This is a genomic window from Pseudomonas mangiferae (genome assembly GCF_007109405.1).
Taxonomy (GTDB): domain Bacteria; phylum Pseudomonadota; class Gammaproteobacteria; order Pseudomonadales; family Pseudomonadaceae; genus Pseudomonas_T; species Pseudomonas_T mangiferae.
Map to the genome: position 1 here is coordinate 39,991 of NZ_VJOY01000002.1, position 25,946 is coordinate 65,936.

Annotated in this window: 30 protein-coding genes; 20 read left to right on the forward strand and 10 right to left on the reverse strand. The window is 67.4% G+C overall.

From position 1 onward, the window contains the following. Positions 1-71: 71 nt before the first annotated feature. A complete protein-coding gene (locus FM069_RS02425) occupies positions 72-1,568 on the forward strand; it encodes a CoA-acylating methylmalonate-semialdehyde dehydrogenase (protein WP_143486691.1) in 1,497 nt (498 codons plus the stop codon). An 80-nt stretch (positions 1,569-1,648) separates the two neighbouring features. On the opposite strand, the gene FM069_RS02430 is transcribed toward FM069_RS02425, so the two are convergent. The 3 genes from FM069_RS02430 to FM069_RS02440 form a co-directional block, all read right to left on the reverse strand. Next, positions 1,649-2,017, reverse strand: coding sequence for a hypothetical protein (locus tag FM069_RS02430; protein ID WP_143486692.1), 369 nt, complete (start codon positions 2,015-2,017; stop codon positions 1,649-1,651). 134 nt (positions 2,018-2,151) lie between these two features. Then, positions 2,152-2,547 (reverse strand): hypothetical protein, encoded by a 396-nt coding sequence (locus FM069_RS02435; RefSeq protein WP_143486693.1) that lies wholly within the window; start codon positions 2,545-2,547, stop codon positions 2,152-2,154. Positions 2,548-2,736: 189 nt separating this feature from the next. Continuing rightward, positions 2,737-3,126 (reverse strand): hypothetical protein, encoded by a 390-nt coding sequence (locus FM069_RS02440; protein WP_143486694.1) that lies wholly within the window; start codon positions 3,124-3,126, stop codon positions 2,737-2,739. Positions 3,127-4,122: 996 nt separating this feature from the next. Here FM069_RS02440 and FM069_RS02450 point away from each other — a divergent pair. From FM069_RS02450 to FM069_RS02485, 8 genes are all read left to right on the forward strand, one after another. Continuing rightward, the gene (locus FM069_RS02450) at positions 4,123-4,893 is read left to right on the forward strand and encodes an AraC family transcriptional regulator (RefSeq protein ID WP_143486696.1); all 771 of its coding nucleotides are present in this window, start codon (positions 4,123-4,125) and stop codon (positions 4,891-4,893) included. A 69-nt stretch (positions 4,894-4,962) separates the two neighbouring features. Beyond that, positions 4,963-6,369: an NAD(P)/FAD-dependent oxidoreductase gene (locus FM069_RS02455; protein WP_143486697.1), complete on the forward strand. Its 1,407-nt coding sequence runs from the start codon at positions 4,963-4,965 to the stop codon at positions 6,367-6,369. A 229-nt stretch (positions 6,370-6,598) separates the two neighbouring features. After that, positions 6,599-7,336 (forward strand): substrate-binding periplasmic protein, encoded by a 738-nt coding sequence (locus FM069_RS02460; protein WP_178106649.1) that lies wholly within the window; start codon positions 6,599-6,601, stop codon positions 7,334-7,336. Between the two features lie 37 nt (positions 7,337-7,373). After that, the gene (locus FM069_RS02465) at positions 7,374-8,015 is read left to right on the forward strand and encodes an amino acid ABC transporter permease (RefSeq protein ID WP_218570275.1); all 642 of its coding nucleotides are present in this window, start codon (positions 7,374-7,376) and stop codon (positions 8,013-8,015) included. Between the two features lie 10 nt (positions 8,016-8,025). Beyond that, positions 8,026-8,754, forward strand: a complete 729-nt coding sequence (locus tag FM069_RS02470) for an amino acid ABC transporter ATP-binding protein (protein ID WP_143486699.1) — start codon at positions 8,026-8,028, stop codon at positions 8,752-8,754. 28 nt (positions 8,755-8,782) lie between these two features. After that, complete coding sequence (locus FM069_RS02475) at positions 8,783-9,142, forward strand: RidA family protein (RefSeq protein WP_143486700.1); 360 nt, start codon at positions 8,783-8,785, stop codon at positions 9,140-9,142. Between the two features lie 29 nt (positions 9,143-9,171). Continuing rightward, the gene (locus FM069_RS02480) at positions 9,172-10,668 is read left to right on the forward strand and encodes a CoA-acylating methylmalonate-semialdehyde dehydrogenase (protein WP_143486701.1); all 1,497 of its coding nucleotides are present in this window, start codon (positions 9,172-9,174) and stop codon (positions 10,666-10,668) included. 369 nt (positions 10,669-11,037) lie between these two features. Further along, entirely contained in the window at positions 11,038-11,565 is a 528-nt protein-coding gene (locus FM069_RS02485) for a hypothetical protein (protein WP_143486702.1), read from the forward strand. 43 nt (positions 11,566-11,608) lie between these two features. Here the strand turns inward: FM069_RS02485 and FM069_RS02490 are convergent, their stop codons facing one another. The 4 genes from FM069_RS02490 to FM069_RS02505 form a co-directional block, all read right to left on the reverse strand. Next, on the reverse strand, positions 11,609-12,364 hold the full coding sequence (locus FM069_RS02490) for a DNA-formamidopyrimidine glycosylase family protein (protein ID WP_143486703.1): 756 nt from the start codon (positions 12,362-12,364) through the stop codon (positions 11,609-11,611). 76 nt (positions 12,365-12,440) lie between these two features. Continuing rightward, positions 12,441-12,782: a zinc ribbon domain-containing protein YjdM gene (locus FM069_RS02495; protein ID WP_143486704.1), complete on the reverse strand. Its 342-nt coding sequence runs from the start codon at positions 12,780-12,782 to the stop codon at positions 12,441-12,443. 82 nt (positions 12,783-12,864) lie between these two features. Further along, entirely contained in the window at positions 12,865-13,341 is a 477-nt protein-coding gene (locus tag FM069_RS02500; protein WP_143486705.1) for an LEA type 2 family protein, read from the reverse strand. Positions 13,342-13,394: 53 nt separating this feature from the next. Next, entirely contained in the window at positions 13,395-14,153 is a 759-nt protein-coding gene (locus FM069_RS02505; protein WP_143486706.1) for a phytanoyl-CoA dioxygenase family protein, read from the reverse strand. Between the two features lie 210 nt (positions 14,154-14,363). Between FM069_RS02505 and FM069_RS02510 the strand changes: the two genes are divergently transcribed. Both FM069_RS02510 and FM069_RS02515 read left to right on the forward strand, forming a co-directional pair. Then, positions 14,364-14,741, forward strand: coding sequence for a BPSL0067 family protein (locus FM069_RS02510; RefSeq protein WP_143486707.1), 378 nt, complete (start codon positions 14,364-14,366; stop codon positions 14,739-14,741). Continuing rightward, positions 14,728-15,069 (forward strand): STY0301 family protein, encoded by a 342-nt coding sequence (locus FM069_RS02515; protein ID WP_143486708.1) that lies wholly within the window; start codon positions 14,728-14,730, stop codon positions 15,067-15,069. The genes FM069_RS02510 and FM069_RS02515 overlap by 14 nt, the downstream gene beginning before the upstream one ends. A gap of 207 nt (positions 15,070-15,276) precedes the next feature. On the opposite strand, the gene FM069_RS02520 is transcribed toward FM069_RS02515, so the two are convergent. Further along, complete coding sequence (locus FM069_RS02520; protein WP_143486709.1) at positions 15,277-16,062, reverse strand: outer membrane protein OmpK; 786 nt, start codon at positions 16,060-16,062, stop codon at positions 15,277-15,279. Between the two features lie 391 nt (positions 16,063-16,453). Here FM069_RS02520 and FM069_RS02525 point away from each other — a divergent pair, with 391 nt between their 5' ends. Then, entirely contained in the window at positions 16,454-17,464 is a 1,011-nt protein-coding gene (locus FM069_RS02525; protein ID WP_143486710.1) for an SDR family oxidoreductase, read from the forward strand. A 132-nt stretch (positions 17,465-17,596) separates the two neighbouring features. On the opposite strand, the gene FM069_RS02530 is transcribed toward FM069_RS02525, so the two are convergent. Further along, positions 17,597-18,583, reverse strand: a complete 987-nt coding sequence (locus FM069_RS02530) for an NAD(P)/FAD-dependent oxidoreductase (RefSeq protein WP_143486711.1) — start codon at positions 18,581-18,583, stop codon at positions 17,597-17,599. Positions 18,584-18,981: 398 nt separating this feature from the next. Between FM069_RS02530 and FM069_RS02535 the strand changes: the two genes are divergently transcribed. From FM069_RS02535 to FM069_RS02545, 3 genes are all read left to right on the forward strand, one after another. Continuing rightward, complete coding sequence (locus FM069_RS02535; RefSeq protein WP_143486712.1) at positions 18,982-20,004, forward strand: ferrochelatase; 1,023 nt, start codon at positions 18,982-18,984, stop codon at positions 20,002-20,004. 68 nt (positions 20,005-20,072) lie between these two features. Next, positions 20,073-20,525 (forward strand): flavodoxin, encoded by a 453-nt coding sequence (locus FM069_RS02540; protein WP_143486713.1) that lies wholly within the window; start codon positions 20,073-20,075, stop codon positions 20,523-20,525. After that, entirely contained in the window at positions 20,525-20,992 is a 468-nt protein-coding gene (locus FM069_RS02545) for a cupin domain-containing protein (RefSeq protein WP_143486714.1), read from the forward strand. The genes FM069_RS02540 and FM069_RS02545 overlap by 1 nt, the downstream gene beginning before the upstream one ends. 41 nt (positions 20,993-21,033) lie before the next feature. On the opposite strand, the gene FM069_RS02550 is transcribed toward FM069_RS02545, so the two are convergent. Further along, entirely contained in the window at positions 21,034-21,927 is an 894-nt protein-coding gene (locus FM069_RS02550) for a LysR family transcriptional regulator (protein ID WP_143486715.1), read from the reverse strand. 121 nt (positions 21,928-22,048) lie between these two features. Here FM069_RS02550 and FM069_RS02555 point away from each other — a divergent pair, with 121 nt between their 5' ends. The 5 genes from FM069_RS02555 to FM069_RS02575 all read left to right on the forward strand — a co-directional run bounded on the left by FM069_RS02555 (position 22,049) and on the right by FM069_RS02575 (position 25,820). Next, the gene (locus FM069_RS02555) at positions 22,049-22,435 is read left to right on the forward strand and encodes a CidA/LrgA family protein (protein WP_143486716.1); all 387 of its coding nucleotides are present in this window, start codon (positions 22,049-22,051) and stop codon (positions 22,433-22,435) included. After that, a complete protein-coding gene (locus FM069_RS02560; RefSeq protein WP_143486717.1) occupies positions 22,425-23,111 on the forward strand; it encodes an LrgB family protein in 687 nt (228 codons plus the stop codon). The genes FM069_RS02555 and FM069_RS02560 overlap by 11 nt, the downstream gene beginning before the upstream one ends. Before the next feature lie 104 nt (positions 23,112-23,215). Continuing rightward, positions 23,216-23,980: a class II aldolase/adducin family protein gene (locus FM069_RS02565; protein WP_143486718.1), complete on the forward strand. Its 765-nt coding sequence runs from the start codon at positions 23,216-23,218 to the stop codon at positions 23,978-23,980. A gap of 162 nt (positions 23,981-24,142) precedes the next feature. After that, the gene (locus FM069_RS02570) at positions 24,143-25,054 is read left to right on the forward strand and encodes an SDR family oxidoreductase (protein ID WP_143486719.1); all 912 of its coding nucleotides are present in this window, start codon (positions 24,143-24,145) and stop codon (positions 25,052-25,054) included. A 181-nt stretch (positions 25,055-25,235) separates the two neighbouring features. Beyond that, positions 25,236-25,820, forward strand: a complete 585-nt coding sequence (locus FM069_RS02575) for a nucleotidyltransferase family protein (RefSeq protein WP_143486720.1) — start codon at positions 25,236-25,238, stop codon at positions 25,818-25,820. Positions 25,821-25,946: the final 126 nt, after the last annotated feature.

The following is a 25,946-nucleotide window of genomic DNA, read 5'->3' on the forward strand; positions in this document are numbered from 1 at the left end:
CCCCGATCGATTCCTTCGTCTGACCGGTCCACTCACGGCCGGTCAGAGCCTGCTTTCGTCCTGGAGACCCCATGAATACCATCCCCCACCTCATCGACGGCCAGCGCATCGACGACCACGGCCGCAGCACCGAGGTCTTCAACCCGTCCACCGGCCAGGCCGTGCGCCGGGTCGGCCTGGCCAGCCGCGCCACCGTGCAGCAGGCCATCGACGCCGCCCGGGCGGCCTTTCCCGCCTGGCGCGCCACCCCACCGGCCAAGCGCGCCCAGGTGATGTTCCGCTTCAAACAGCTGCTGGAGCAGAACGAAGCCAGGATCGCCGAACTGATCAGCCAGGAGCACGGCAAGACCCTGGAAGATGCCGCTGGCGAGCTCAAGCGCGGCATCGAGAACGTGGAGTTCGCCAGTGCGGCGCCGGAAATCCTCAAGGGTGAATACAGCCGCAATGCGGGCCCCAACATCGATGCCTGGAGCGAATTCCAGCCGTTGGGTGTGGTGGCCGGCATTACCCCGTTCAACTTCCCGGCCATGGTGCCGCTGTGGATGTATCCACTGGCCATCGCCTGCGGCAATACCTTCATCCTCAAGCCCTCCGAGCGCGACCCCAGCTCCACCTTGCTGATCGCCGAACTGCTCCACGAGGCGGGCCTGCCCAAGGGCGTGCTCAACGTGGTGCACGGCGACAAGGAAGCGGTGGATGCGCTGATCGAGGCGCCTGAGGTCAAGGCCCTGAGTTTCGTCGGCTCGACCCCCATCGCCGAGTACATCTACCGGGAAGGAGCGGCGCGGGGCAAACGGGTACAGGCCCTGGGCGGGGCGAAGAACCACGCCGTGCTGATGCCCGACGCCGACCTGGACAACGCGGTGAGCGCCCTGATGGGGGCGGCCTATGGCTCTTGCGGCGAGCGTTGCATGGCCATCTCCGTGGCTGTCTGCGTGGGCGACCCCATCGCCGATGCCCTGGTGGACGCGCTCGTCCCGCAGATCGGGGCACTGAAGATCGGTGCCGGCACCACCTGCGGCCTGGACATGGGTCCGCTGGTGACCGCTGCGGCGCGGGACAAGGTGGTGGGCTACATCGACGACGGCGTCGCCGCTGGCGCCCGGTTGGTGGTGGACGGCCGGGGCCATCGGGTGGCGGGGCACGAGGGGGGCTACTTCGTCGGCGGCACCCTGTTCGACCGGGTGACCCCGGATATGCGAATTTACCGGGAGGAAATCTTCGGCCCGGTGCTGTGCATCGTGCGGGTGGACAGCCTGGAAGCGGCGATGCAATTGATCAACGACCACGAGTACGGCAACGGCACCTGCCTCTTCACCCGGGACGGCGAGGCGGCCCGGCTGTTCTGCGACGAGATCGAAGTGGGGATGGTGGGGGTCAACGTTCCGCTGCCGGTGCCGGTGGCCTACCACAGCTTCGGCGGCTGGAAGCGCTCGCTGTTCGGCGACCTGCACGCCTATGGCCCGGACGGTGTGCGCTTCTACACCCGGCGCAAGGCCGTGACCCAGCGCTGGCCGCAGCGCAAGAGTCACGAGGCCGCGCAGTTCGCCTTCCCCAGCAACGGCTGAGGCCATCGGGTGAAGAAAAGCCGCTCCTTCGAGCGGCTTCTTTGTTTCAGGGCGCTATTTGTTTCAGAGCTAAAGTGGGCTTATCCGCCACGACGCTCGCCATGCCTCGCACGGATAGCCCGCCATACCGCAGCGGTTATCCAGGTTGCCAGCAAAGGAAGCACAGGCCCTACGCCCGCAAATAACAGAAAAATACCCGCCTCTTCCGATTTTGGATCGCTCAGCCAATACCACTGTTCATGAAGATCCAGATTGAACAGCGCCGCATATAGCAATCCGCTCGCCAGGATGGCAATGACGGTGGGCCTCCAGCGGAGAGCGAAGAGAACCCCCGCCCCCAACGCCAGAAGCGGACCCGCCTCAAGGGTCCCGAACAGCACGCTTCCCGCACTGAAGGCGGCGACGCAGCAGGTCGTGTAGAGCACTGCATAGAGAAATGGCTTATTCATGGGGAGCCTTCGATTCTGGTCCTCACAAAAGTGGCCGCACGCACTAATAGCGTAAGAAGACAAAGGTGGGGGCAAGCATGGTTAGACCAGATTGCTTCTTGTAGGCGAACTATCGAGAGGCAGTACGAAGCGATCTACGCACTGGGATTCTTGTATGCCTTGCGCCTCTTTTCACGAGACGCATGACGTCTCCCTAGCAAAGCCCAGGCCTGTTGGCATAACCAAATGAAAGTTAATGGTGCTGCTGAACTGATGCCTACAACCCAATACATCCACTCCACTTCTGCCGATTTTTCATTGCTTATCCAATACCATTCTTGCTGGAGGTCAACGCTGAATAGGAGCGAAGCTAGAGCAGCGCTTAGCAATATCCTGAAGAAGGAAGGCCTCCATAGGATAGGGAAAATCCAACTGATGGCAAAAGCTAAAAAATTCGCTTTTTCATAGTCATTGGAGATGTAATAGACGATAGAGAAGTTAGTTGCTGCCAGTATATTGTAAGCCCCGGCATAAAGCAGGTTTCTTCTCATGGGGTTACGCCCACGGTTATGTTGCCTAGAGAGTTTTGAATAGCGTCTACCCCTTAAGCAATAGCTGAGGCCATCGGGTGAAAAAGAGCCGCTCCTTCGAGCGGCTCTTTATGTCAGCACTCTATTTGTTTCAAAGCTCCAGGCGCTTCGCCCTGCACTTGTGCCCAGCCCAGCCCAGCCCAGCCCAGCCTAGCGGCGAAAGGAAGGTCGAGCCCGCTTGACCAGTACCGAAACCAGGTAACGGCCTGCTTGCCAGCTTTTCTGGAGCAGCCAGACGATCAGCAACGGAAGGACGAAGCCGACACCGGCTAGGTAGAAAATCCAGTCGGATTCATTCGTTTGGTCAGTGCTTATCCAATACCACCCGTGGTGCAGGTCGACGCTGAGTACCAGGCAGAACAGCGCGGCGCTCCATACCATGGCGAGAACGCCGGGTCTCCACAATAGCGCGAACACCAAACCAAATATAAAGGTCGCGATATCGGCGTCCTCAAAGTCCATACCTATCAAGCGTATAATTGTATAAAGAAGCAGTGAAGAAAATGAATATAAGGCTGCGTAAAATACTGAATGTTTCATGGACTTACCTCTACGCTTATGTTGCCCAGAGAGTTGCGAATATGTTCGATAACATATCGGGTGTTGCTATCGCCATCAAGCCCGCCGCCGATATCTATACAGCCAGCTGATCCCTGATAAATGCCACCATGTAAGAAAAAATTATCGCGCCCGTAAGTGACAGTGTTTCTCATAGGGTGTAGGCGCACTCTAAATGAACCCCAATCAGCAAAACGGCGAAAAGTTCTGTACATACTGCCTATGAGCCCCGGCGCTGATAGCTCGTGGGGGTAAATGAAATATACCCCCACAGGAAGGGGGCCAGTGCTCTTGAGCATCTGGCACAGGACATCCGCCTTGTTCATGCAGCTGTTGGGACGGCCACTGGTGGCGCGCATCGTACGGCACTCATGGCGGGACACGACGGTCAGTGTCCCGCTGGATATCTGAAAGGTGAACGAGTCGGTTCCGGCATGCCTTGCCACGCGCAGTTGGCCGTTCTCCAGGCCATAGTGCTCGGGACGTACGTGGCCTTCGCTGAGGACGCCCGGTTTGAACAGGTTCCGGTCGATGAAGGTATCCGCGGGGCAGGAGAGGGGTTGCATACCCGTGGGGCCCGGTATTCTGAATCCAGCCATGATCATCCTTGAGGTGGGCTCCCGACGTCCTGGCGATGAGGCGGGTCAGCCGATTCGATCCGGGCGCGAGAGGGGCCGTCGTCGGGTGCGCACCTTACCCGGACCAGCTATCGTTTCCTGTGAACCGCTCCTCAAGTCCTCTCGGTGACTCGCGAATCGCTTCACAGCTGGACGCGATTCGGTTCACGGTGGGGCGTCGGGGCGTCAACTTGTCCGGGTCGCACGCTTTCTGCTATCTCGAACCGGGGACCTGACGGCTTCTATGCGGTCGATCCCTTGCCGTACCCGCGGTTGACGGCGTATCGGCCCACGGGCTGGCGAAGGCCGTCGTACGCCGCCGTCACACACGCCGTGGCATCAATCTTGTGGAGCGCCTTTTTTGGATAGCACGACAGAGCGGACCCGGGAGGTGGTGGGGCGCTACCACCGCGCCTGGCTCGACCGGGACCTGGACGGCATCCTGAGCCTGTACCACCGGGATATCGAGTACTTCGACTTCTTCAACAACCGGCGGCTGGTCTTCGCCGACATGCCCGACTACGTGCGCACGGCGCTGCCCCGCAGTGCCGAGCATCGCATCGAGCACGTGGACCGTATCCGGGTGGATGGCGACACCGCTTTCATCCAGTACTGCTCGCGGCTCTCCCTGCGGCGCAGCAGTCGCCTGGCGTCCTTTCGCGCCAGCGAGGCGATCACCGTGAAGGACGGGCTGATCGTGCGCGTCCACGAGTACGCCACCATGGTCCGAGACGACTCCCTGGAGCCGGCCGCCAAGGTGTCCCGGCTGGGGCTGTCCCGGCAGCAGCTGAGTATGATGCTGATGGACCTGGAGCAGTACTTCGCCGACGAGCGCGGCTTCCTCGAGGCGGAGTTCGACCTCACCCGGCTGGCCAGCGCCGTCGGCTACACCCGCAACCAGGTGTCCTACCTGCTCAACCAGGTCCTGGGGTTGAGCTTCTACCAATATTTGAACCAGGCCCGCATCGACTGGCTGCTGCGGCGCCTGGCCGAGCAACCGGAGGCGCGGCCCGACGAGCTGGCCTTCACCGCCGGCTTCAACTCGCTTTCGGTGTTCTACCGCTGCTTCCGGGAGCGCACCGGCATGTCGCCCAGGGCCTACCTGAAGCAGCGTCCGGCGAAAAATTCCTGACGGGCACGGAAGCAAGACGCCTGCCTGATCGTTCCCTAGTCTGGCTGCATTCGCCTTCGGGAGTCGCCCATGCAGACCTGGGAACACGTGAGCCTGTGGATGGACCAGTTGAACGGTCCGTTGTACGCCCGCCCCTCGCTCGACCACGCGCGGGACGTCGATGTCGCCATCATCGGCGCCGGCTACACCGGCTTGTGGACCGCGTATTACCTGAAACGCCTGGCGCCGAGCCTGGACATCGTCGTGCTGGAGGCCGAGACCGCCGGCTTCGGCGCCTCCGGGCGCAACGGTGGCTGGCTGATCGGCGGCATGCTCGGCGAGTCCCGCTACCTGCAGCCGCTGTCCCCGGAGCGACGCAAGGCCGCCTATCGCCTGCTGAAGGCGATTCCCGACGAGGTCGAGGGCGTACTGCAGCGGGAAGGGATCGACTGCGACTACCGCAAGGGCGGCATGCTCAACTGCGCCGCGCGCTACCCGGAACAGGCCGAGCGCCTGCGTCGCGAGCTGGAGGCCCTCTACCGCGAGGGCCACGAGGAGAGCGACTACCAGTGGCTCGACCGGCAGGCCCTGGAGCGCCACGTGCGTATCGAGGGCGCCAGCGGGGCGGTGTTCTCGCCCCACTGCGCCACCATCCAGCCGGCGAAGCTGATACGCGGGTTGGCCGAGACCGTCGAGCGCCTGGGCGTGACGATCCACGATCGCAGCCCGGTCATCGAGTGGGGCGCCGGCCAGCTGCGCACCGAGCGGGCGGTGGTCAGGGCGAAATGGATCGTTCCCGCGGTGGAGGGCTACGCGGCGCGCTTCGAGGCGCTGCGGCGCATCCAGATCCCGGTGCAGAGCATGATCGTCGCCACCGAGCCGCTGCCGGACGCCGTCTGGGCGGAGATCGGCCTTGACCAGGGGCAGGCCCTCAGCGAACACAGCCGGCAGGTCACCTACGCCCAGCGTTCCCGGGATGGGCGGCTGGTGTTCGGCGCCCGGGGCGGCTATCGCTTCAAGGGACGGCTGCGTGACGATTTCCGCCTGACCGAGGACGAGATCGGCCTGCGGCGCTACCTGATGGAGTCTCTCTTCCCCCAACTGCGCGGCGTGCGCCTGAGTCACGCCTGGGGCGGCAACCTCGGCATGGCCCGGCGCTTTCGTCCGCACATGCTCTGCGACCCCCGGGCCGGCCTGGCCCTGGCCGGCGGGTTCGGCGGGGAGGGGGTCGGTGCCACCCACCTGGCGGGGCGGACCCTGGCCGACCTGATCCTCGGCCGCGACAGCGAATTGGTCCAGCAACCCTGGGTGTTCAACGGCCGCTCCCTGGACGACCTGGCCACCTGGGAACCGGAGCCGTGCCGCTGGCTGGGTTACAAGGCGATCCTGGCCGCTTTCGCCCGGGAGGACCGGGTCCTCGCCGACCGGCACAGCCCGGCCTGGCGCCGACGCCTGGCCAGCGGCATCGCCGCGGGGCTGGAGGGCCTGATGCAGTAGAACCGACAAATACCCGTCCGCTCGTGCCGAGCGGGCGGTCGACCACCGGCAGCCATAAGCCGGCGTCGTCCCCTTGACCGCTGCCTATCGCGGTCGCCGGAACACCCTCGTGGCCCGGACTGCAACGTGAAACCCACAACACTTAGAAGAGGTTGATATGTCCATGCAGTGCAAGAACCAGAATGCGTCCGGTCGTTTCCCGTCACGGGCGCCCGGTATCGTCAGAGGGATGCTGGCCTCGCTCGTGGTGGCCGGCGCATCGTTGTTGAGTCTGTCCGCCCAGGCGGCCGACTACCGGGTGGGGACCACCACTTCGGGCATGCCCTTCACCTTCCTCGACCTCGGCTCGGAGAAGATCAAGGGCTTCGTGCCGGACCTGATGGACGCCCTGGGCGAGGAGGAGCACTTCAGCTACGACCTGGTGCCCAGCCGCTTCGACGCGCTGATCCCGGCGATCGGCTCCGGCAAGATCGACATCATCGCCGCGCCCATGTACATCACCGACGAGCGCAAGAAGGTGGTGGACTTCACTCAGCCCATCTACACCTACGGCGAGGGGCTGCTGCAGAAGGCCGACGACGCCACCGACTACCGCTCCCTGGATGACCTGAAGGGCAAGACCGTGGGGGTGGAGACCGGCACCACCTTCATCGAGATCCTCCGCCAGCGCGGCGAAGTGAAGGACATCAAGACCTACGGCGCCTCCGCCGACCTGATGCGCGACGTCGCCTTGGGCCGCGTGGACGTCGGCCTCTGGGACGCGCCGATCCTCGCCTACCAGCTGGAGAAGAGCCCGAATCCCAAGCTGAAGATGGCCAAGGACTACCAGGCGCAAATGGCCGGCAGCATCGGCTTCTCGGTGCGCAAGGGCAACGCCGAGACCCTCAAGAAACTGAACGACGGACTGGACGCGCTGCGCCAGGACGGCCGGCTGAAGGCGCTGCTGGAACGCTGGTCGCTCCGGTGAGGCGGGGCTTCATCCACCTGTCCGAGTACCTGCTCCCATGATGGAAAACGTTCTTCAGTTCCTCCCGCTGCTGCTGTCGGGCGCCATCGTCACCGTCGAGGTGTCGGTGCTCGCCCTGCTGGTCAGCAGCCTGCTGGGCTTCGTGCTGGCGCTGCTGAAGCTGTCCCCGAACCGCTGGCTGGCCTACCCGGCCAGCGGCGTGGTCAACGTCATCCGCGGCCTGCCGATCCTCATCGTGTTGTTCTACATGTACTTTGTGCTGCCCGAGCTGGGCATCGACCTGACCGCCTTCCAGGCCGGCGTGCTGGGCCTGGGGATCGGTTACTCCGGCTACCAGGCGGAAATCTTCCGCGGCGGCATTCAGGCGGTGGACCGCGGGCAGACGGAGGCCGCCCAGGCCATCGGCATGAAGCCGGCGATGATCATGCGCCGGGTGACGCTGCCCCAGGCGCTGCGGATCAGCATCCCGCCCTACGCCAACACCTTCACCATGATCCTCAAGGATTCCTCGCTGGTTTCCACCATCACCGTCGCGGAAATGACCCATGCGGGGCAGCTGATCGCCTCGGCGACCTTCCAGAACATGACCGTCTACACCCTGACGGCGCTGCTCTACCTCGCCATGAGCCTGCCGCTGCTGTACCTGGTCAACCGCCTCGAACGGCACCTGCGCAGATGAGGACCCGGCCATGATCAAGATCACCAACGTGAAGAAGCGCTTCGGCAACCTGCACGTGCTCAAGGGAATCAGCCTGGAAGTAGGGTGTGGCGAAGTGGTCTGCCTGATCGGCCCGTCCGGGTCCGGCAAGTCGACGCTGCTGCGCTGCATCAACGCTCTGGAGACCTACGACGACGGCGACATCCACGTGGGCGAGCGCCGGGTGGACGCCGCCAGCCGCACCATCCACGAGCTGCGCTCCGAGGTGGGCATGGTGTTCCAGCGTTTCAACCTCTTTCCCCATCGCACGGTCCTGGAGAACGTGATCGAGGGGGCCGTCCACGTCAGGCGTGAGCCGCGGCAGCAGGCCGTGGCCCACGGGCTGGAGCTGCTGGAGAAGGTGGGCATGGCCGACAAGCGCGACAGCATGCCCGGGCAGCTCTCCGGCGGGCAGCAGCAACGGGTGGCCATCGCCCGGGCCCTGGCCATGCGCCCGCGGGCCCTGCTGTTCGACGAGCCCACCTCCGCTCTCGACCCGGAGCTGGTGGGCGACGTGCTCGCGGTGATGCGCCGCCTGGCGGACGACGGCATGACCATGGTGGTGGTGACCCACGAGATGGGGTTCGCCCGGGACGTCGCCGACCAGGTCTGCTTCCTCCACGACGGCGTCATCGCCGAAAGCGGCCCCGCCCGCCAGGTGCTGGAGGCGCCGCGCCATGCGCGCACCCAGGACTTCCTGCGGCGCGTGCGCTCCGCATGACCTTCCATTGTCCCGACCCGAGGTTTCCATGAGCATCACGCGTATCCAACCCTACGGCGGCCTGCTGAGCCATGCCCTGGTGCACCAGGGCACCGTGTACATCACCGGTCAGGTGGCCGACGACTACAGCCTGGACGTCCGCGGCCAGACCGAGCAGGTCCTGGCGCGCATCGACCGGCTGCTGGACGAGGCCGGCTCGGACCGTTCCCACATCCTCTTCGCCCAGGTCTGGCTCAAGCACGCGGTGGACGATTTCGAGGCCATGAACGACGTCTGGCGCGCCTGGATTCCCCAGGACGCCCTGCCGGCCCGCGCCACCGTCGAGGCCAACCTGGCCGACGCCGACATCCGCGTGGAGATCGCCGTCCAGGCCGCCGTGAAGCGCTGAACGCCCACCGTTTTTCCAGGAGTACTTCCATGACTGTCATTTCGCACCTGATCGACGGCGCGCGCGTCGCCGGCCAGGGCCGCACCGCGGACGTTTTCAACCCTGCCACCGGCCAGGTGAGCGCCCAGGTCGGCCTGGCCGACCGGGCGCAGGTCCGGGCGGCCATCGACGCGGCGCAGGCCGCGTTCCCGGCCTGGCGCCGCACCCCACCGGCCAAGCGCGCCCAGGTGATGTTCCGCTTCAAGCACCTGCTGGAGCAGAACGAAGCCAGGATCGCCGAGCTGATCAGCCAGGAGCACGGCAAGACCCTGGAAGATGCCGCTGGCGAGCTCAAGCGCGGCATCGAGAACGTGGAATTCGCCAGCGCGGCGCCGGAAATCCTCAAGGGCGAGTACAGCCGCAACGCGGGCCCCAACATCGATGCCTGGAGCGAATTCCAGCCCCTGGGGGTGGTGGCCGGCATCACCCCGTTCAACTTCCCGGCCATGGTGCCGCTGTGGATGTACCCGCTGGCCATCGCCTGCGGCAACACCTTCATCCTCAAGCCCTCCGAGCGCGACCCCAGCTCCACCTTGCTGATTGCCGAACTGCTCCACGAGGCGGGCCTGCCCAAGGGCGTGCTCAACGTGGTGCACGGCGACAAGGAAGCGGTGGACGCGCTGATCGAAGCGCCGGAGGTCAAGGCCCTGAGCTTCGTCGGCTCGACCCCCATCGCCGAGTACATCTACCGGGAAGGGGCGGCGCGGGGCAAACGGGTACAGGCCCTGGGCGGGGCGAAGAATCACGCCGTGCTGATGCCCGACGCCGACCTGGACAATGCGGTGAGTGCCCTGATGGGGGCGGCCTACGGCTCCTGTGGTGAGCGTTGCATGGCCATCTCCGTGGCGGTCTGCGTGGGTGACTCGATCGCCGATGCCCTGGTGGACGCGCTCGTCCCGCAGATCGGGGCGCTGAAAATCGGTGCCGGCACCACCTGCGGCCTGGACATGGGGCCGCTGGTGACCGCCGCGGCGCGGGACAAGGTGGTGGGCTACATCGACGACGGCGTCGCCGCTGGCGCTCGGCTGGTGGTGGATGGCCGGGGTCATCGGGTGGCGGGACACGAGGGCGGCTACTTCGTCGGCGGCACCCTGTTCGACCGGGTGACCCCGGACATGCGGATCTACCGGGAGGAAATCTTCGGCCCGGTGCTGTGCATCGTGCGGGTGGACAGCCTGGAAGCGGCGATGCAATTGATCAACGACCACGAGTACGGCAACGGCACCTGCCTCTTCACCCGCGACGGCGAGGCGGCCCGGCTGTTCTGCGACGAGATCGAAGTGGGGATGGTGGGGGTCAACGTTCCGCTGCCGGTGCCGGTGGCCTACCACAGCTTCGGCGGCTGGAAGCGCTCGCTGTTCGGCGACCTGCATGCCTACGGCCCGGACGGCGTGCGCTTCTACACCCGACGCAAGGCCGTGACCCAGCGCTGGCCGCAGCGCAAGAGCCACGAGGCTGCGCAGTTCGCCTTCCCCAGCAACGGGTAGGTTCATTAGGAATGGAGAAACCGCTTTCGAGCGGTTTTTTCAGGGGTGAAAGGTACACAGGCACGGCATGTACAGCGCCGAGGGAAACCGCGGCAGCCGCTCTACCACGGGCCCTCGATGCCGGTGTGCATTTTTGTGAGACCCTTCACGCCATGCCCGTCTCGGGTTGCCAGAGCGCCGCGGGCCCCGCTAGATTCAAACGCTCCATGGCGCGATATCGACGACACGCGAAGGGCCCGTCCCCGTGTTCGCGTCTGCCATGGGCGACACGTAAAGCGTGATTCGTGCCAACCAGGCGACATGGACGCGACACGGAACGCTTTTTCACGATCAGGGAGAGAGGCAGGGATGCGGAATCGGTTTCGAGTCATGAGCTTTTTCGTCGTGCTGGCCTGTGCGTCCTCATATGCCCAGGCAGATGCGAACAGGTCGGTGAGCCAGCTCGTCTGCGGCGAGCGCACCTACACCGCGGAAACCGAACTGGCGGCGGGTTCCCCAGCGCCTGCGCAAGGCGTCCGCAGCCAGACCATCTTCCCGGGAAACGACCGGGCTCGTGCCCTGGCGCTGATGAGTCGCCCGCCGGAAAAAACCTCCCCCGAACAGCCGTTGCTGGAGGTCGCCGTCGACCAGTGGGGCTGCGCCGTGAAGCCCTCGAAAGCCGCCTACCTGCTGTTGTCCTACGCCTGCGCGTCGGGCGACTGCGGGGAAGGCCGCACGCAGTGGTACCAAGCCTTCGATGTGAAGACAGGCCACGACATCACCCACGGCTGCAAGGAGAACGCCCGCTGCGTGCAGCGGCGCCTGCGCGCCTTCGGTTTGTGGCGCCTGCTGGACGACGTCTCGCTGGAGAGTGTTCGGGCATCCGATGAAACCAAGGTCAGAAAAGACGATTCATGATCGGTCGCCCTGAGAGCCCAGGGCCATATTGCTCACACCGCTGCTACGTTGACGTAGTGGGTTTGCCTGATCCAAAGCGCTTCTGGCAGCGCTCGCAGAAGTAGCTCTGCCGCTGGGTCTTGCCCAGTTTCGCCTTGACCAGGGGGATGGCGCAGCGGGGGCAGGTGCGCTGGCGATGGGCCTGCCAGTGTTTCTTCAGTTCGAAGGCTTTCTTCCAGGTGAGGAAGTCGAAGGCGTACTGGCGGGTCTGCGCCACCAGCTCCCGCAGCTTGGCCGGGGGCAGGGCGCCCAGGGGCGAGAGGGGATGGACGCGGATGCGGAACAGCACTTCGTTCTTGAAGATGTTGCCGGCCCCGGCGAATACCTGCTGGTCGAGGAGAGCGTCGCAGGCCAGGGTATCGGGTATGGCGCGCAGCTTGCGCCGGGCGGCGGCGGGGTCCCACTGGTCCGACAGGGTGTCCGCGGACCAGTCGTAGCGCAGCTCCAGCGGCTCCTCGATGAGCTCCACTGAACAGGCATAGACGTTCAGTTCGCCGTTGGCGAAGCCGAGGCTGAGGCGCGGGGACGCGTCCTTGCGTTCGTCGATGCGGTAGCTGCCGAACAGCAGCAGGTGGATGCGCAGGGAAAAGTCCGGCAGCTGGATCAGGAAGTGCTTGCCCCAACTGCGTATCGCCACCACCGGAAGGCCCACCAGGCGCTGGATGTCGATCTTGCTGTTGCCGTCGGCGCGCAGGATGGTCTGGCCGGCGAACTTGGACGCGGCGTCGCGCATGATGGCGATACTGGGCCCTTCGGGCATGGCGCACCTCGGCTGGTGGGATCTCCTGCAGTGGACCCCGCCGGCCTCGCCGGAGTTGCGTTACGCGCTGGCGGCGTCAGACCTTGCGGACGAACTCGGACTTGAGCTTCATGGCACCGATGCCGTCGATCTTGCAGTCGATGTCGTGGTCGCCGTCGCACAGGCGGATGCCCTTGACCTTGGTGCCTACCTTGACCACCAGGGAGGAGCCCTTGACCTTGAGGTCCTTGATCACGGTGACGGTGTCGCCGTCCTGCAGCACATTGCCCACCGAATCCTTGATCACCTTCTCGTCGTCGCCCGCCGTGTCGGCGGCCCCGGCCGTCCATTCGTGGGCGCATTCCGGGCAGACCAGCTGGGTGCCGTCTTCGTAGGTGTATTCGGAGTGGCAGAGGGGGCAGGGCGGCAGCGAATTCACGAGAACTCCTCGGGTCGGCGGTGAAAAACCACGGATTGTATAAGGTTTTGCCCTGCCGGCGGAAATCCCGTGCCCTGCTGCCTCAGGGCACGGGCGTCGCGTCCGGCCATTGCAGGGTGCCGGATTCGCTGAAGCGCACGGTGCCCAGCAGGCCGCCGGCCAGCTTGCCGCGCAGGCTGTAGGGCAGGTTGCGGCGCGGCGGCTGTTCGGCCAGGCCCCAGGCCTGGCGCACCGCCGAGAAGGCCGAGACGGTGACCGGCACGCTGAGCACCCGCTCGCCGAAACGGGGAATCTCGCCCTGCTGGTCGCTGACGCCGCTGGCCAGGGGGCGGCCATTGACGTCCAGTTCCAGGGATACGCCGTTGTAGTCGATGGCGCTGTCGTTGGGGTTCTGCACCCGCAGCTTCACGGCGAAACGCGCCTCCAGGTCCTGGCTCGGCAGCGGCTCCAGGCCGGCCAGGTCGATGCGCAATGGGTCGCGCGGGGCGAGGCTGCTGCAGGCAGCGAGGCCGAGGGCCAGCAGGCAGGCGGACAGGGGGCGTAGAAAGCGGACGGCCATGGCTGAATCCCGAGGGGAGGTCATGGGTGGGACCTGCGGCCCGGCGGTTTTGCTCAGTCGTATTCGGACGCTTCGTGGTCCCCCAGCAGGCGTCGCTGGCGCGGCGTACAGGCGGCCAGCACCGCGGGGTTGAAGCGCCAGTGCAGGTACGGGGAGAACTTCTGCGCCACCATCCGCCGGCCGTAGTGCACCTGCAGCAGGTAGCGGCTGCGGGTGCTGCGGTTGCGGCTGCCGGCGTGCCACAGGTCGCTGCGCAGCATCAGCACGTCGCCGGCGCGGCACAGCACCGGCTCGGGCTGTCGGCCCTGCCAGTGGGTCTCGCCGGGTCGCGGGGGCCGGCCGGCGCGGTGGCTGCCGGGGATCACCCAGGTCGGGCAGAGGGCCTCGTCCAGGTCGTCCAGGTAGCACATGGCGGTGCAGACCTGCATGGGCAGGCGGAACTGCGGGTCCGCCAGCAGGGTGGGCGGCAGTTCCATCACCAGGTAGTCCAGGTGCAGGTCGGCGCCGATGAACCCGGGATGGCTGCGCCAGGCGGTCTGGCCGATTATGTGGCAGTCCGCGCCGAGGGCTGCCTCGGCCAGCTCGATCACCCCGGGCGGGTCGAGGAATTGCAGCCACGACGGATCGCGGTTGAACACGCACTTGTAATGGTCAACCAGGCCGGTGTAGTCCCAGTGTCGGGGCTGCAGGGCGTCGATGGCGTCGCGCAGGTACTGCACCGTGGCGGCATCGAACACGCCGTCCAGGCGCGCGAACCCGTCCTCGTGGAGCGCCTGCAAACGGCGGGCGGTGAGCGGGTCGGTTTGGCTCATGCGGGCAGGCTCCCAGGCGGTGGCTGATCGTCCGACCCCGAGCCCCCGGGTTCGTCGCCGCCGTCAGTGCGGTGCTTCACAAATTCATTGAGCGTCCGGCGCCGCGGCTCCTCGAATCAGGGAAGATACCGGCTTGGCTCCGTGCGCCCGATGACGCACGGCGGTTGGCGCAGCGCCGGCCCAGGCGCGACTCGTGGAGGAGTTCAACGAATGGCTTATCTGGCAAGGAACCCGGCTTCGTACGTGGGGCAGTCGATCGGCACCGGACACTGCGTGCCCTACGTACAGGTGGCGGCCAATGCGCCGCTCACGGCGAACTGGAAGCGCGGCGAGCGGGTCAAGGATATAGCGGAGCTGGCCAGCGGCACGGCCATCGCCACCTTCGACGCGGATGGCCGCTACGGCAGCCGCAAGGACGGCACCAGCCACGCGGCGATCTTCATCCGCAAGAACGAAACCGGCATCGTGGTGCTGGACCAGTGGATCACCAACGGCGTGCGCAAGGCGGTCAGCGAACGGCTCATCCGCTTCAACAACACCGCCGCGAAGAAGATCAACAACGGGGACGAATACTATGTCATCGAGTGAAACCGGTCTGTTCGGCGCCGCCCTGCTGGGCCTGAGCCTGCTGGCGGGCTGTGCCCACGCGGAGATCGCCTGCCCGGCCAAGGCCGCCGGTGGCGGCACCCTCAGCGGCGCCCAGGTCTTCGACGGGCCGCCGGAGGAACTGGCCAGCCTCGCGCCGGATGGCGACGAGGGCGTGTCCTGGGACCTCAAGGGCTACCGTGACAACCCCCGCGAGCTGTACCTGGTCTGCGAGTACGCCGACGGCGCCAAGCAGAACATGCGTTTGCCGAAGGACGTCAGCGAATGCACCGTCGCCGGCAAGGGTGAGGTCACCGCCCGCTGCAACTGACGGCGATCGCCGCCGCGGATCGGGTGCCCCGGGTCATGGGTGACGAAACCGGGGGCCCGTTTTTTTCCGCTTTGGCCGATGCCCCTCGAGGCTGGACGAGCGCGGATGGCCTCGCGGTCTCCTCGCTCTCCGACTCACCCATCGAAGCGCTCACGTCGCCAACACACCCTGCTCACCCGCGCCTTGCCCGCAACGGCGCATGGCGGTTCAGAAATGCACTTTCAGCAGCAGGCTCGCGGTGTTCTGGTCGGTGCCGCCCAGCAGGTCGTGGCCGACGTAGCCCTTGTCGTCGATGCCGTACTTGTTCTTCCAGTAGTCGTATTCCAGCCCCACGTAGACGTGCTTGACCCCCCAGCCCATGGCCTTGCCCAGGTCGTACTTGATCTGCGGGTTGATGTGCAGGTTGGCGTGGTAGCTGTCGTCGTTGTCCACCACCCAGTCGATGTAGCCGTCGATCAGCAGGTTGGAGTTGCCCACCGGAATGGTGTAGCCCCAGGCCGGGGTGATCTGCCAGACGCCCCGGCCGTCGCGGTCGCCGTCGGGGCGACGGTAGTAGGTGTTGAGCTGGAAATAGTCGAAGCCGGGCAGGTCCAGGTCCACCGCCGGCCCCAGCAGGTAGGCATCCACGTCGTCCTCGCCGAACTCGTAGGTGGCGGCCAGCAGCACGTCCTTCACCGGGCCGATGCTCAACGGCCGATCCAGCAGCTTGCCGAAGGACAGGCGCGGGCTGATTTCGCCATAGAAGGTGCGGCTGTCGCCGGCACCGTTGCGCCCGCCGTTGTAGTGGATCGAATCGACGAACAGGAACAGGTCGCCGACGCTCCAGCCGCTGGCGTGTTCGAAGGTAACGGTCTGCTGGATCGCCGGATCGATCTTGAAGTCCTTGCCGTACAGGTAGGTCAGGCTGTTGTCCTGCCATTGCACGAGGTCGGCGGCACCCGCCTGACCGCACAGCAGCGCGCCGAGGCCAAGCAGGGGAAGGGTACGGGTCATCGGAGACTCCTGGTCGGTTAAACCTGTCCGATCGGTCAGGCTCGCCAGCGAAAGCAAGAACGGCGCCAGGCCGGGCCTGGGCCGGAAGAGGCGACCGCGCAGGTGCGGCGGGGCGCGCATTCTAGTCGCCGACGCGGTCCGCGTGGTGGCTATCTGACAGCAGGTTTCGTTCGATTCGGGGGCGTTTCCCGCCGGTGGCGCGCCGTTGCGGGGCACCTCCGGGCGATGTCGTTGTTCGACGAATGCGCGAGCGCTCTGGCCCGGGCCAGGCGCGAGGATGACCACCGGCGAAACCGGCGGAACGAGGGCGAGCGGCGGCGCGTCTACCCCCGGCAGGCCGGACCGGGCCCGATGCCCGGCCGTTCCATCCACCGTTCCACAAGGAGCCGTCATGAACCCGAACGAAATCTCCTCTTCTCGGCGCAGACTCATGCAAGGCGCGGCGGTCACCCTGGCCGCCACCGTGGCCGCCCCGGCGTTCGCCCAGGGCAACCAGCCAGCAACCCTGGGCGCCGGCGCGCCACCCCTGGGCGACCCCCGGTCGAGTTACCCCAAGCCCCCGTTCAAGGAACAGACGCAGCCCTGGCCAGGCCTGGCGGGCAAGATGGAGCCGCGCCCGGACCACGGCGAGACGAGCTACCGGGGCAGCAACCGCCTGGCGGGGCGCAAGGCCCTGATCACCGGGGGCGACTCGGGGATCGGCCGGGCTGCCGCCATCGCCTACGCCCGGGAGGGCGCGGACGTGGCCATCAACTACCTGCCCGACGAAGAGGCCGATGCCCGGGAGGTGATCGACCTGATCCGCAAGGAGGGCCGCCAGGCGGTGGCGATCCCGGGCGATATCCGCGACGAAGCGTTCTGCCGGGACCTGGTGGACAAGGCGGTGAAGGCACTGGGCGGGCTGGACATCCTGGTGAACAACGCCGGGCGCCAGCAGAGCCATGACTCGATCCTCGATATCACCACCGAGCAGTTCGACTGGACACTGAAGACCAACCTCTATGCGCTGTTCTGGATCACCAAGGCGGCGATTCCCCACCTGCCGGAAGGCGCCTCCATCATCAACACCGCCTCGGTGAACGCCTACGACCCCTCGGAGAACCTGGTGGACTACGCCTTGACCAAGGCGGCCATCGTCAACTTCAGCAAGGGCTTGGCCAAGCAGATGGGCAAGCGCGGTATCCGGGTCAACGCCGTGGCGCCGGGGCCGTTCTGGACCGCGCTGCAGGTGTCCGGTGGGCAGACCATGGAAAAGCTCAAGCAGTTCGGCGCCGACACGCCCCTGGAACGCCCGGGCCAGCCGGCAGAGATCGCGCCGGTGTACGTGTTGCTGGCCTCCACCGAATCCAGTTACGTCACCGGCCAGGTGTATGGCGCATCCGGCGGCAAGGGGCAGCCCTGAGAAGGGGCGGTGGGTAAGCCTGGCCGAGCCAGGCCGCCTTCGCGCCACGGTCAGATGCGCGCGCCGTGGCGACCTGGGCAGGGCGCTTCGGTATCAGCGATTCCCCGGTCTTGCCTGCACGGCGCTGCACCGTCAGCCCAGGTGTTCCAGCAGCCGGCGGGCCGCTTCCTGGCCGCTCAGCCAGGCGCCTTCCACCCGGCCGGACAGGCACCAGTCCCCGCAGGCGTAGATGCCCAAGTCGCCGTCAGCCAAGGCGCCCCACTGGTGGCCCTGGGTCGGCCGGGCATAGAGCCAGCGGTGGGCGAGGGTGAAGCGCGGTGCAGGCACCGCGCAGCCGATCAGCTCGGCGAAGGCCCCGTGCAACAGCTCGATCACGTCCTCCTTGGGCAACCCCAGGTGCTGCTTGCTCCAGGCGCTGCTGCCGTGCAGCACCCAGGTGTCCGGCTGGTCCTCGCGGCCGGGCTTGCTGCGGGTACGGGCCAGCCAATCCAGGGGCCCTTCCTGGACGAAGCATCCTTCCACGCGGGTATCCAGGGGCGTATCGAAGGCCAGGGCGACCGCCCAGGTGGGCTCCATCTGCACGCTGGCAGCCGCCGCGGCCAGCTTCGGTGCGGCGCCCAACAGGGCGGCGGCCTGGGGCGCCGGAGCGGCGATCAGAACCCGGCTGAACGGGCCGTGGGTCTCGCCCTCGGCATCCTGCAGGTGCCAGTGGCGGTCGCTGCGGAAGATCTCGGTGATGCGCCGGGTGAAATGGGCCGGCAGTTCCCCCAGCAGGCCGCGGGTGATGGCGCTCATGCGCGGGGTGCCGACCCAGCGCTCCTGCTCGTCGGGGGAGTGGCTGAGCTGGCCGCGGTTGAAGTGGTAGAGATTGGGCGACCATTGGGCGACCCAGCCTTGCTGGCGCCACTGGGCCACGACCTCGGCGAAGCGCCGGTCGCGGACAGTGAAATACTGGGCGCCCAGATCCAGGACGCCGGCTTCGCTGCGCTTGCTGGCCATTCGACCGCCGCTGCCGCGGCTCTTGTCGAACAGCTGGATGTCAAGGCCGGCGGCATGCAGCGCATGGGCGGCGGAAAGGCCCGCGACGCCGGCACCGATGATGGCGATGGGTGTACTCATGGTTTACCTCGGGGTGGCAAGGAGGCCCGTCACGCACGACTTCATACCCTGTCGGACCACGCCGGCGCCGGTTCATTAGCGTCCGGCGGCCGCCCGGTGTCGCGCTCGATGCGACGGACGCAGCCGGTTCGGCGGCGCGGGCGGTAGGTCGAGGATAGCGCATCGAGTCCGCTGCGCCGTCGCAAAAGCTGTACAAATATTTTTATTTGTATAGATTTTATCGGCATAAGCGTGGGAGCGACGGACCCGCCAGCGGCGAATCGTTCGAGCCGGTGGATGTTCCGCGTGCCCACCCCGGTGACCCCTTCCTATACTGCGGCGCAGCGCGGCTCCGCCCTCGGGGAGAGGCCGCCGTTTCGTTTTCCTCGGCCACCGCCGAGCCTGCTTGAGGATGCCCGATGACCGAACACGCCCTGCTGCTGGCCAACCTGGGCTCGCCGGCCTCCCCCGACGTGGCGGACGTGCGCCGCTACCTCGACGAATTCCTCATGGACCCCTGGGTGGTGGACCTGCCCTGGCCGCTGCGCCGGCTGCTGGTGTCGCTGATCCTCGTGCGCCGCCCGGCCCAGTCCGCCCATGCCTACGCGTCCATCTGGTGGCCCGAGGGGTCGCCGCTGATCGTGCTCAGCCGCCGGCTGCAGGCGGAAATGAAGACCCGCTGGACCCACGGCCCGGTGGAACTGGCCATGCGCTACGGCGAGCCGTCCTTCGAGCGGGTGCTGCTGGACCTGGCCAGGCGCGGTGTGCGCGAAGTGACCCTGGCGCCTCTGTACCCGCAGTTCGCCGACAGCACCACCACCACCGCCATCGAGAAGGTCCGCCAAGTCATCAGCGAGCATCGCCTGGACATGCGGTTCTCGGTGCTGGCGCCCTTCTATGACCAGCCCGAGTACCTGGATGCCCTGGTGGCCAGTGCCCGGCCTTACCTGGAGCAGGGCTTCGATCACCTCCTGCTGAGTTTCCACGGGTTGCCGGAGCGGCACATCCGCAAGCTGGTGCGCGACCCCGCCCACGACCTGCGCGCCCGGGACAGTCGCCAGGTGCGCGACGACGTGCTCGCCCTGTGCTACCGCAGCCAGTGCCTGCGGACCGCCGAGGCGTTCGCCGAGCGCGCCGGGCTGCGTCCGGAGCAATGGTCGGTTTCGTTCCAGTCGCGCCTGGGGCGGGATAAGTGGATCGAGCCTTATACCGAGACCCGCCTGGACGAGCTGGGCCGCCAGGGCGTCGGCAAGCTGCTGGTGATGTGCCCGGCGTTCGTCGCCGACTGCATCGAGACCCTGGAGGAGATCGGCCAGCGCGGCGAGGAGCAGTTCCGCGAGGCCGGTGGCGGCGAACTGATGCTGGTGCCCTGCCTGAACACCCACCCGGACTGGGTGGCGGCCCTGGACAGCCTCTGCCGGCGGGCACAGCCCCTGGTCTGAGCCGAACGCCCCGGCCAGGCTGGCGAATGGGGCATAATCGCCAGTCAACCCTTGGTCGCGGAGTTTCGATGAAGATCGCCATCCTGTCCGGTTCGGTGTATGGCACCGCCGAAGAAGTCGCCCGGCATGCTCGCGGCCTGCTGGAGGCCGCCGGCTTCGAGGCCCGCCACGACCCGCGCTTCACCCTCGAGACCCTGGAGGCGTTCGCCCCCGATGCCCTGCTGGCGGTGACCGCCACCACCGGCATGGGCGAGCTGCCGGACAACCTGCTGCCGCTGTACCACGCCTTGCGCGACCGGGTGCCCGACTGGCGCGGCCGCCCCGGCGCGGTGATCGCCCTGGGGGACGCCAGCTACGGCGATACGTTCTGCGGGGGCGGCGAGCAGATGCGCGAGCTGTTCGGCGAGCTGGGCCTGCGCGAGGTGCTGCCGATGCTGCGCCTGGACGCCAGCGAGACCGTCACCCCGGAAGCCGACGCGGAGCCATGGCTGGCCGAACTGGCCGGCCTGTTGCGCGACTGATGCACCCGCGCGCCGCGCAGCTGATCCGGCAGTTGCAGCTGACGCCCCATCCCGAGGGCGGCTTCTACCGCCGTGTCTTCGAGTCCGGCCAGCGCCTGCCGGGCGGCCGGCTGTATGCCTCGGCGATCTTCTTCCTGCTGCCGGCCGGCAAGGCCAGCCGCTGGCACCGCCTGGACGCAGACGAACTCTGGTACTTCCACGAGGGCGACCCCCTGGAGCTGCTGGTGGCGGAGACGCCCGACCAGGTGCGCCGGGAATGCCTGGGCCCGGTGACCGAGCAGGGCCTGCCCCAGCAGGCAGTGCCGGCCTGCGCCTGGCAGGCGGCGCGGGCCCTGGGGGATTACGCGCTGGTCAGTTGCACAGTGACCCCGGCCTTCGAGTTCGCCGGCTTCCGCTTGCTGGCGGACGACCCGTCCGCCCAGGCGGCCTGGCCGCTGCTGGTGGAGCGCTTTCCGGACCTGCTCTGAGGGCGTGCAGCGTTCCATGCCTCCGGCCGCCGCACGCCGGCTCAGTCCGGGCTCACCGGGACCGGGCGCTCCCGCAGCAGCGCCAGCCAGGCGCGGGCCGCACGGGACAGGTAAGCGTCGCGGCGCCAGATGAAGGCGATGTCCCAGCGCAGGTCCGGCGCCTGCAGGGTCAGCCGCACCACCCCCGGCCGCTCCAGGGTGCGCGCCACCAGCCGCGGCAGCAGCACCACGCCCTGGCCGGCGGCCACCAGCGCCACGAGGAAGTCGGCCTGGCCGCTGCGGCCGCCCTCCAGCGGCGTGAAGCCGATCTCCTGGCAGGCCCGCAGCAGGCGATCGTTGAGGGTGAAACTCTGCTGGTAGAGCAGGAACGGCGTATCGGCCAGGCTCGCCAGGGGCAGGCTGCCGGCCCCGGCCAGGGGGTGCTCCGCCGGCAGCAGGATGTCCATGGGTTCGTTGCAGAACGGTTGCCAGTCGAACTGCGGGTCATCCGGAAGCAGGCCGGCGCCCAGTTCCACGTCGCCGCTGAGCACCCATTGCTCGATGTACTTGCTGCCGCCCTCGATCAATTGCACCGAGACATTGGGGTAGCGGCGCCGGTACTCGGCGAAGGGCGCGGCGAAGAGGGCGTCGCTGCCCAGCATCGGCAGGCCTAGGCGCAATTCGCCCCGGGCCAGGCCGCCCAGGTCGTCCAGTTCGGCATGCAGTTCCTGGCGCACCCGCAGCAGGGCCTCGGCGTGGCGCAGCACCACCTGGCCGGCGTCCGTCAGCCGCACCTGGGGGCCGAGCCGTTCCAGCACCGGCACGCCCAGGCTGCGCTCCAGTTGCGCCACCTGCTTGCTGATGGCCGACTGGCTGGCATGCAAGACCCGGGCGGCCTGGGTGAACCCACCCTGGCGGACCACTTCCACGAAACTGCGCAATTGCTTGAATTCCACCCGACTCTACCTCCCGTATTCCGTTCTGGAATCCTGCCCAGTCCAACGATTCGCTTTTGGGATAGCAGCCTCGCCCGTAGACTGCAAGTCCCTGCCGCGGCATTCGCCGAGGGTGAGCGCCATGAACCGAGCCCGCTTCCGTCATCTTTTCCGTCTTTGCCTCGAACTGATCGCCCTGCTGGGCCTGTACGCCATTGGCTGCCAGCTGGCGACCTGGCTGCACTGGCCGCTGCCGGGCGGCGTGGTGGGCTTGGGCTTGCTGCTGGTGGCGTTCGCCAGTGGCTGGCTGAAACCGGCGACCCTGCAACTGGGCGCGGGCCTGCTGATGGCGGAAATGCTGCTGTTCTTCATCCCTGCGCTGATGAGCCTGCTGGACTATGGCGCGCTGCTGCGCAGCGACGGCTGGCGCATCCTGCTGGTGATCGGCAGCTCCACCCTGCTGGTGATGCTGGCCACCGCCCTGACCGTGGAAGCGGTATGCCGCTGGAGGGCTCGCCATGAACCTTGAACCGATGCCGCTTTTCTGGCTGGCGCTGACCTTGGGCGGCTACCTGCTGAGCCGCTGGCTGTACCGGCGCAGTGGCCGCTACCTGCTGTCGCCGCTGCTGCTGGTGCCGGCGCTGCTGCTGGCGGTGGCCGTGCCGCTGCACACCGGCTATGCGGAGTACGCCAGCAACACCCACCTGCTGATGCTGCTGCTGGGGCCGGCGACCGTGGCCTTCGCCGTGCCCATCTGGCAGCAGCGGGGGTTGCTGGCCCGGCACTGGCCGGCGCTGCTGCTGGGCATGCTGGCCGGCAGCACGGTGGCCATCGGCAGCTCCTGGTGGCTGGCCAGCGCGCTGTCCCTGGACGGCACGGTCAGCCGCTCGCTGCTGCCGCGCTCCATCACCACTCCGTTCGCCATGCCGGTGGCACGCGACTTGGGCGGGGTGCCGGAACTCACCGCGGTGTTCGTGATGCTCACCGGCGTATTCGGCGCCCTGGTCGGCGGCCTGCTGCTGAAGTGGCTGCCGCTGCGCAGCAGCCTGGCCCGGGGCGCGCTGTTCGGCGTCGGTGCCCATGGCGCCGGGGTCGCCCGCGCCCAGGAAGTGGGGGGTGAGGAGGGCACCGTGGCCGGCCTGGTGATGGTGCTGATGGGCCTGCTCAACCTGTTCGCCGCGCCGCTGCTGGTGCGCGTGCTCTGACGGCGTGACCCGCTGGGCCATGCGCCTGGCTGCCAGGGCGACTCCCGCCGCGGGAGCGCCCGGCTAGACTCCGGGGCACAACGACAACAGGCCCCGGAGGCCCCATGACCGATCCGCTCGCCGTGAAACAGCAGGTGTCCGCCGAGGAGTGGCGCGCCCGCGTCGACCTCGCCGCCTGCTACCGCCTGATCGCCCTGTACGGCTGGGACGACCTGATCTTCACCCACATCTCCGCCAAGGTGCCCGGCACCGAGGACTTTCTGATCAACCCCTACGGGCTGACCTTCGACGAGATCACCGCGTCCAGCCTGGTGAAGGTGGATTTGGAGGGGGTCAAGCGGATGGACAGCCCCTACGAGATCAACCCGGCCGGTTACACCATCCACAGCGCGGTGCACGAGGTGCGCGAGGACGTCGCCTGCGTGCTGCACATCCACACCCCTGAGGGCATCGCGGTGTCGGCCCAGAAGCAGGGCCTGCTGCCGCTGTCCCAGCAGTCGCTGTTCGTGCTCTCCAGCCTGGCCTACCACGGCTACGAGGGTGTGGCGCTGCATAGCGAGGAGAAGGCGCGCCTGCAGCGGGACCTGGGCGACCGGCACTTCATGATCCTGCCCAACCACGGCCTGCTCACCGCCGCCGGCACCATCCCCGACGCCTTCCTGATGATGTTCACCCTGCAGCGCGCCTGCGAGATCCAGGTGATGGCCCAGGGCGGCGGCGAGCTGATCAGCATTCCCCAGGCGATTCTCGACGGCGCCCGGGCCATGGTGGCCGGGGTCATGAAGACGCCCCAGGGCATGGGCGGCGCGCTGCCCTGGCCGGCCCTGCTGCGCAAGCTGGACCGGCAGAACCCCGGCTACGCGGACTGAGCCGCGGTCGGGCTGGCGTCGCGGGCTTCAACCCGCGCGATCAGCCATGGCGGTGCACCGGCCGGCTTATCGGCCGGTATTCAGCGGCGCCGGCTTCGTTGTGAGGGTGTCCCGGCATGCGGGACACTCGACCGCTCATCCCCAGCCAGGAGTGCCTGCCCCATGAGCGATGCCGTGCGTTTCGAAGACAAGGTCGTGATCGTCACCGGAGCCGGGGGCGGTCTCGGGCGTGCCCACGCGCTGCTGTTCGCCCGCCACGGCGCGCGGGTGGTGGTCAACGACCTGGGCGGCAGCACCCACGGTGAGGGCGCCAGCGCCTCGGCGGCGGACAAGGTGGTGGCGGAAATCCGCGAGGCCGGCGGCACCGCCGTGGCCAGCCACGACTCGGTGACCGACGGCGACAAGATCGTCCAGGCCGCCCTGGATGCCTTCGGCCGCGTCGACGTGGTGGTGAACAACGCCGGCATCCTGCGGGACAAGACCTTCCACAAGATGGAGGATGCCGACTGGGACCAGGTCTACCGGGTCCACGTCGAGGGCGCCTACAAGGTCACCCGTGCCGCCTGGCCGCACCTGCGGGAGCAGAACTACGGGCGGGTGATCTTCACCGCGTCCACCTCGGGCATCTACGGCAACTTCGGCCAGAGCAACTACGGCATGGCCAAGCTCGGGCTCTACGGCCTGACCCGCACCCTGGCGCTGGAAGGGCGCAAGAACGACATCCTGGTCAACGCCATCGCCCCCACCGGCGGCACGCGGATGACCGAGGGGCTGATCCCGGCCCAGGTGTTCGACCAGCTCAAGCCGGAGCTGGTGAGCCCGCTGGTGGTGTACCTGGGCAGCGCCAGCTGCCAGGACACCGGCGGCCTCTACGAAGTGGGCGGCGGCTGGATCGGCAAAGTGCGCTGGGAGCGCAGCCTCGGTGTCGGCTTCGACCCGCAGCAGGGCTTCAGCCCCGACGAGGTGGCCGCCCAGTGGCAGGCCATCGGCGACTTCCAGGACGCGGTCCACCCGGCGGACAACATGGAAGCCCTGCGGGAAATGATGGCCAACCTCCAGCGCTACGCCGGTTGAGCCACCGGGAAGCGGCCGCCCTGGCCGCTTCCTTCAAGGGGCCGGACCGCTCGGGTTCGTCATGCGCCGTGCGCGAAGGGCGAGCGCCCCTCGCCTGCTTCCGGGGCGTGACCGCCCTGCGGCGTTCCGCTGGCCTCCGAGGGATGCCATCATCCCCGGCTCTTCCTGACCCCGGTGCGCCATGCCTGCTGCTTCTCCTGACGTTCATGCCCTGGTGCTGGCCGCCGGCTATGGGCGCCGCTTCGGTGCCGACAAGCGCCAAGCGCGACTGCCCGACGGCACGCCGCTGCTGGCGGCCAGCCTGGCGCGGGCGGCCCGGTGCTTCGCCCGGGTGAGCGTGGTCCTGCGCCCGGAGGACGACCCGGAGGGGCTGGGGGTGCCGGACGGCATGGGTATCGTGCGGTGCGCGGAAGCGGCCCGGGGCATGGGCCACAGCCTGGCGGCGGGCGCCCGCGCCCTGGCCGATGCTGACGGTGTGGCGCTGGCGGTGCTGCTGGGGGACATGCCCTGGCTCGCCGACGCCACCCTGGTGGCGCTGGCCGCCCGGGCCCAGGCCCGGCGCATCGTCTTTCCCCGCTACCAGGGCGAGCGAGGCCACCCCGTGTTGTTCGGCCGGGCGTTCTGGCCCGCCCTGGCGAACCTGAAGGGCGACAACGGTGCCCGCGCGCTATTGCAGGCCCATCCCGAGGCCTGCCTGGACCTGGCGGTGGACGATCCTGGCGTACTGCAGGATGTGGATGCGCCGGCCGACCTGGGCGCCGGCTAGGCGAACTTAGCGGCCTTCAGGCGCGGTAGGACAGTGGCCCGGTCCCGTATGCGTCGTTGGGCCTGGATTTCGGAAAGCTTCCTCACCGCACGTGAACGCCGCGGCCTCACCTGTCCAGGCCGCCCG

Excerpts from the sequence above, each read along its gene's own strand:
- FM069_RS02425 (WP_143486691.1), top strand. The coding sequence starts at position 72 with ATGAATACCATCCCCCACCTCATCGACGGCCAGCGCATCGACGACCAC.
- FM069_RS02430 (WP_143486692.1), bottom strand. The coding sequence starts at position 2,017 with ATGAATAAGCCATTTCTCTATGCAGTGCTCTACACGACCTGCTGCGTC.
- FM069_RS02435 (WP_143486693.1), bottom strand. The coding sequence starts at position 2,547 with ATGAGAAGAAACCTGCTTTATGCCGGGGCTTACAATATACTGGCAGCA.
- FM069_RS02440 (WP_143486694.1), bottom strand. The coding sequence starts at position 3,126 with ATGAAACATTCAGTATTTTACGCAGCCTTATATTCATTTTCTTCACTG.
- FM069_RS02455 (WP_143486697.1), top strand. The coding sequence starts at position 4,963 with ATGCAGACCTGGGAACACGTGAGCCTGTGGATGGACCAGTTGAACGGT.
- FM069_RS02460 (WP_178106649.1), top strand. The coding sequence starts at position 6,599 with ATGCTGGCCTCGCTCGTGGTGGCCGGCGCATCGTTGTTGAGTCTGTCC.
- FM069_RS02465 (WP_218570275.1), top strand. The coding sequence starts at position 7,374 with ATGATGGAAAACGTTCTTCAGTTCCTCCCGCTGCTGCTGTCGGGCGCC.
- FM069_RS02470 (WP_143486699.1), top strand. The coding sequence starts at position 8,026 with ATGATCAAGATCACCAACGTGAAGAAGCGCTTCGGCAACCTGCACGTG.
- FM069_RS02475 (WP_143486700.1), top strand. The coding sequence starts at position 8,783 with ATGAGCATCACGCGTATCCAACCCTACGGCGGCCTGCTGAGCCATGCC.
- FM069_RS02480 (WP_143486701.1), top strand. The coding sequence starts at position 9,172 with ATGACTGTCATTTCGCACCTGATCGACGGCGCGCGCGTCGCCGGCCAG.
- FM069_RS02485 (WP_143486702.1), top strand. The coding sequence starts at position 11,038 with ATGAGCTTTTTCGTCGTGCTGGCCTGTGCGTCCTCATATGCCCAGGCA.
- FM069_RS02490 (WP_143486703.1), bottom strand. The coding sequence starts at position 12,364 with ATGCCCGAAGGGCCCAGTATCGCCATCATGCGCGACGCCGCGTCCAAG.
- FM069_RS02500 (WP_143486705.1), bottom strand. The coding sequence starts at position 13,341 with ATGGCCGTCCGCTTTCTACGCCCCCTGTCCGCCTGCCTGCTGGCCCTC.
- FM069_RS02505 (WP_143486706.1), bottom strand. The coding sequence starts at position 14,153 with ATGAGCCAAACCGACCCGCTCACCGCCCGCCGTTTGCAGGCGCTCCAC.
- FM069_RS02510 (WP_143486707.1), top strand. The coding sequence starts at position 14,364 with ATGGCTTATCTGGCAAGGAACCCGGCTTCGTACGTGGGGCAGTCGATC.
- FM069_RS02515 (WP_143486708.1), top strand. The coding sequence starts at position 14,728 with ATGTCATCGAGTGAAACCGGTCTGTTCGGCGCCGCCCTGCTGGGCCTG.
- FM069_RS02520 (WP_143486709.1), bottom strand. The coding sequence starts at position 16,062 with ATGACCCGTACCCTTCCCCTGCTTGGCCTCGGCGCGCTGCTGTGCGGT.
- FM069_RS02525 (WP_143486710.1), top strand. The coding sequence starts at position 16,454 with ATGAACCCGAACGAAATCTCCTCTTCTCGGCGCAGACTCATGCAAGGC.
- FM069_RS02530 (WP_143486711.1), bottom strand. The coding sequence starts at position 18,583 with ATGAGTACACCCATCGCCATCATCGGTGCCGGCGTCGCGGGCCTTTCC.
- FM069_RS02535 (WP_143486712.1), top strand. The coding sequence starts at position 18,982 with ATGACCGAACACGCCCTGCTGCTGGCCAACCTGGGCTCGCCGGCCTCC.
- FM069_RS02540 (WP_143486713.1), top strand. The coding sequence starts at position 20,073 with ATGAAGATCGCCATCCTGTCCGGTTCGGTGTATGGCACCGCCGAAGAA.
- FM069_RS02545 (WP_143486714.1), top strand. The coding sequence starts at position 20,525 with ATGCACCCGCGCGCCGCGCAGCTGATCCGGCAGTTGCAGCTGACGCCC.
- FM069_RS02555 (WP_143486716.1), top strand. The coding sequence starts at position 22,049 with ATGAACCGAGCCCGCTTCCGTCATCTTTTCCGTCTTTGCCTCGAACTG.
- FM069_RS02560 (WP_143486717.1), top strand. The coding sequence starts at position 22,425 with ATGAACCTTGAACCGATGCCGCTTTTCTGGCTGGCGCTGACCTTGGGC.
- FM069_RS02565 (WP_143486718.1), top strand. The coding sequence starts at position 23,216 with ATGACCGATCCGCTCGCCGTGAAACAGCAGGTGTCCGCCGAGGAGTGG.
- FM069_RS02570 (WP_143486719.1), top strand. The coding sequence starts at position 24,143 with ATGAGCGATGCCGTGCGTTTCGAAGACAAGGTCGTGATCGTCACCGGA.
- FM069_RS02575 (WP_143486720.1), top strand. The coding sequence starts at position 25,236 with ATGCCTGCTGCTTCTCCTGACGTTCATGCCCTGGTGCTGGCCGCCGGC.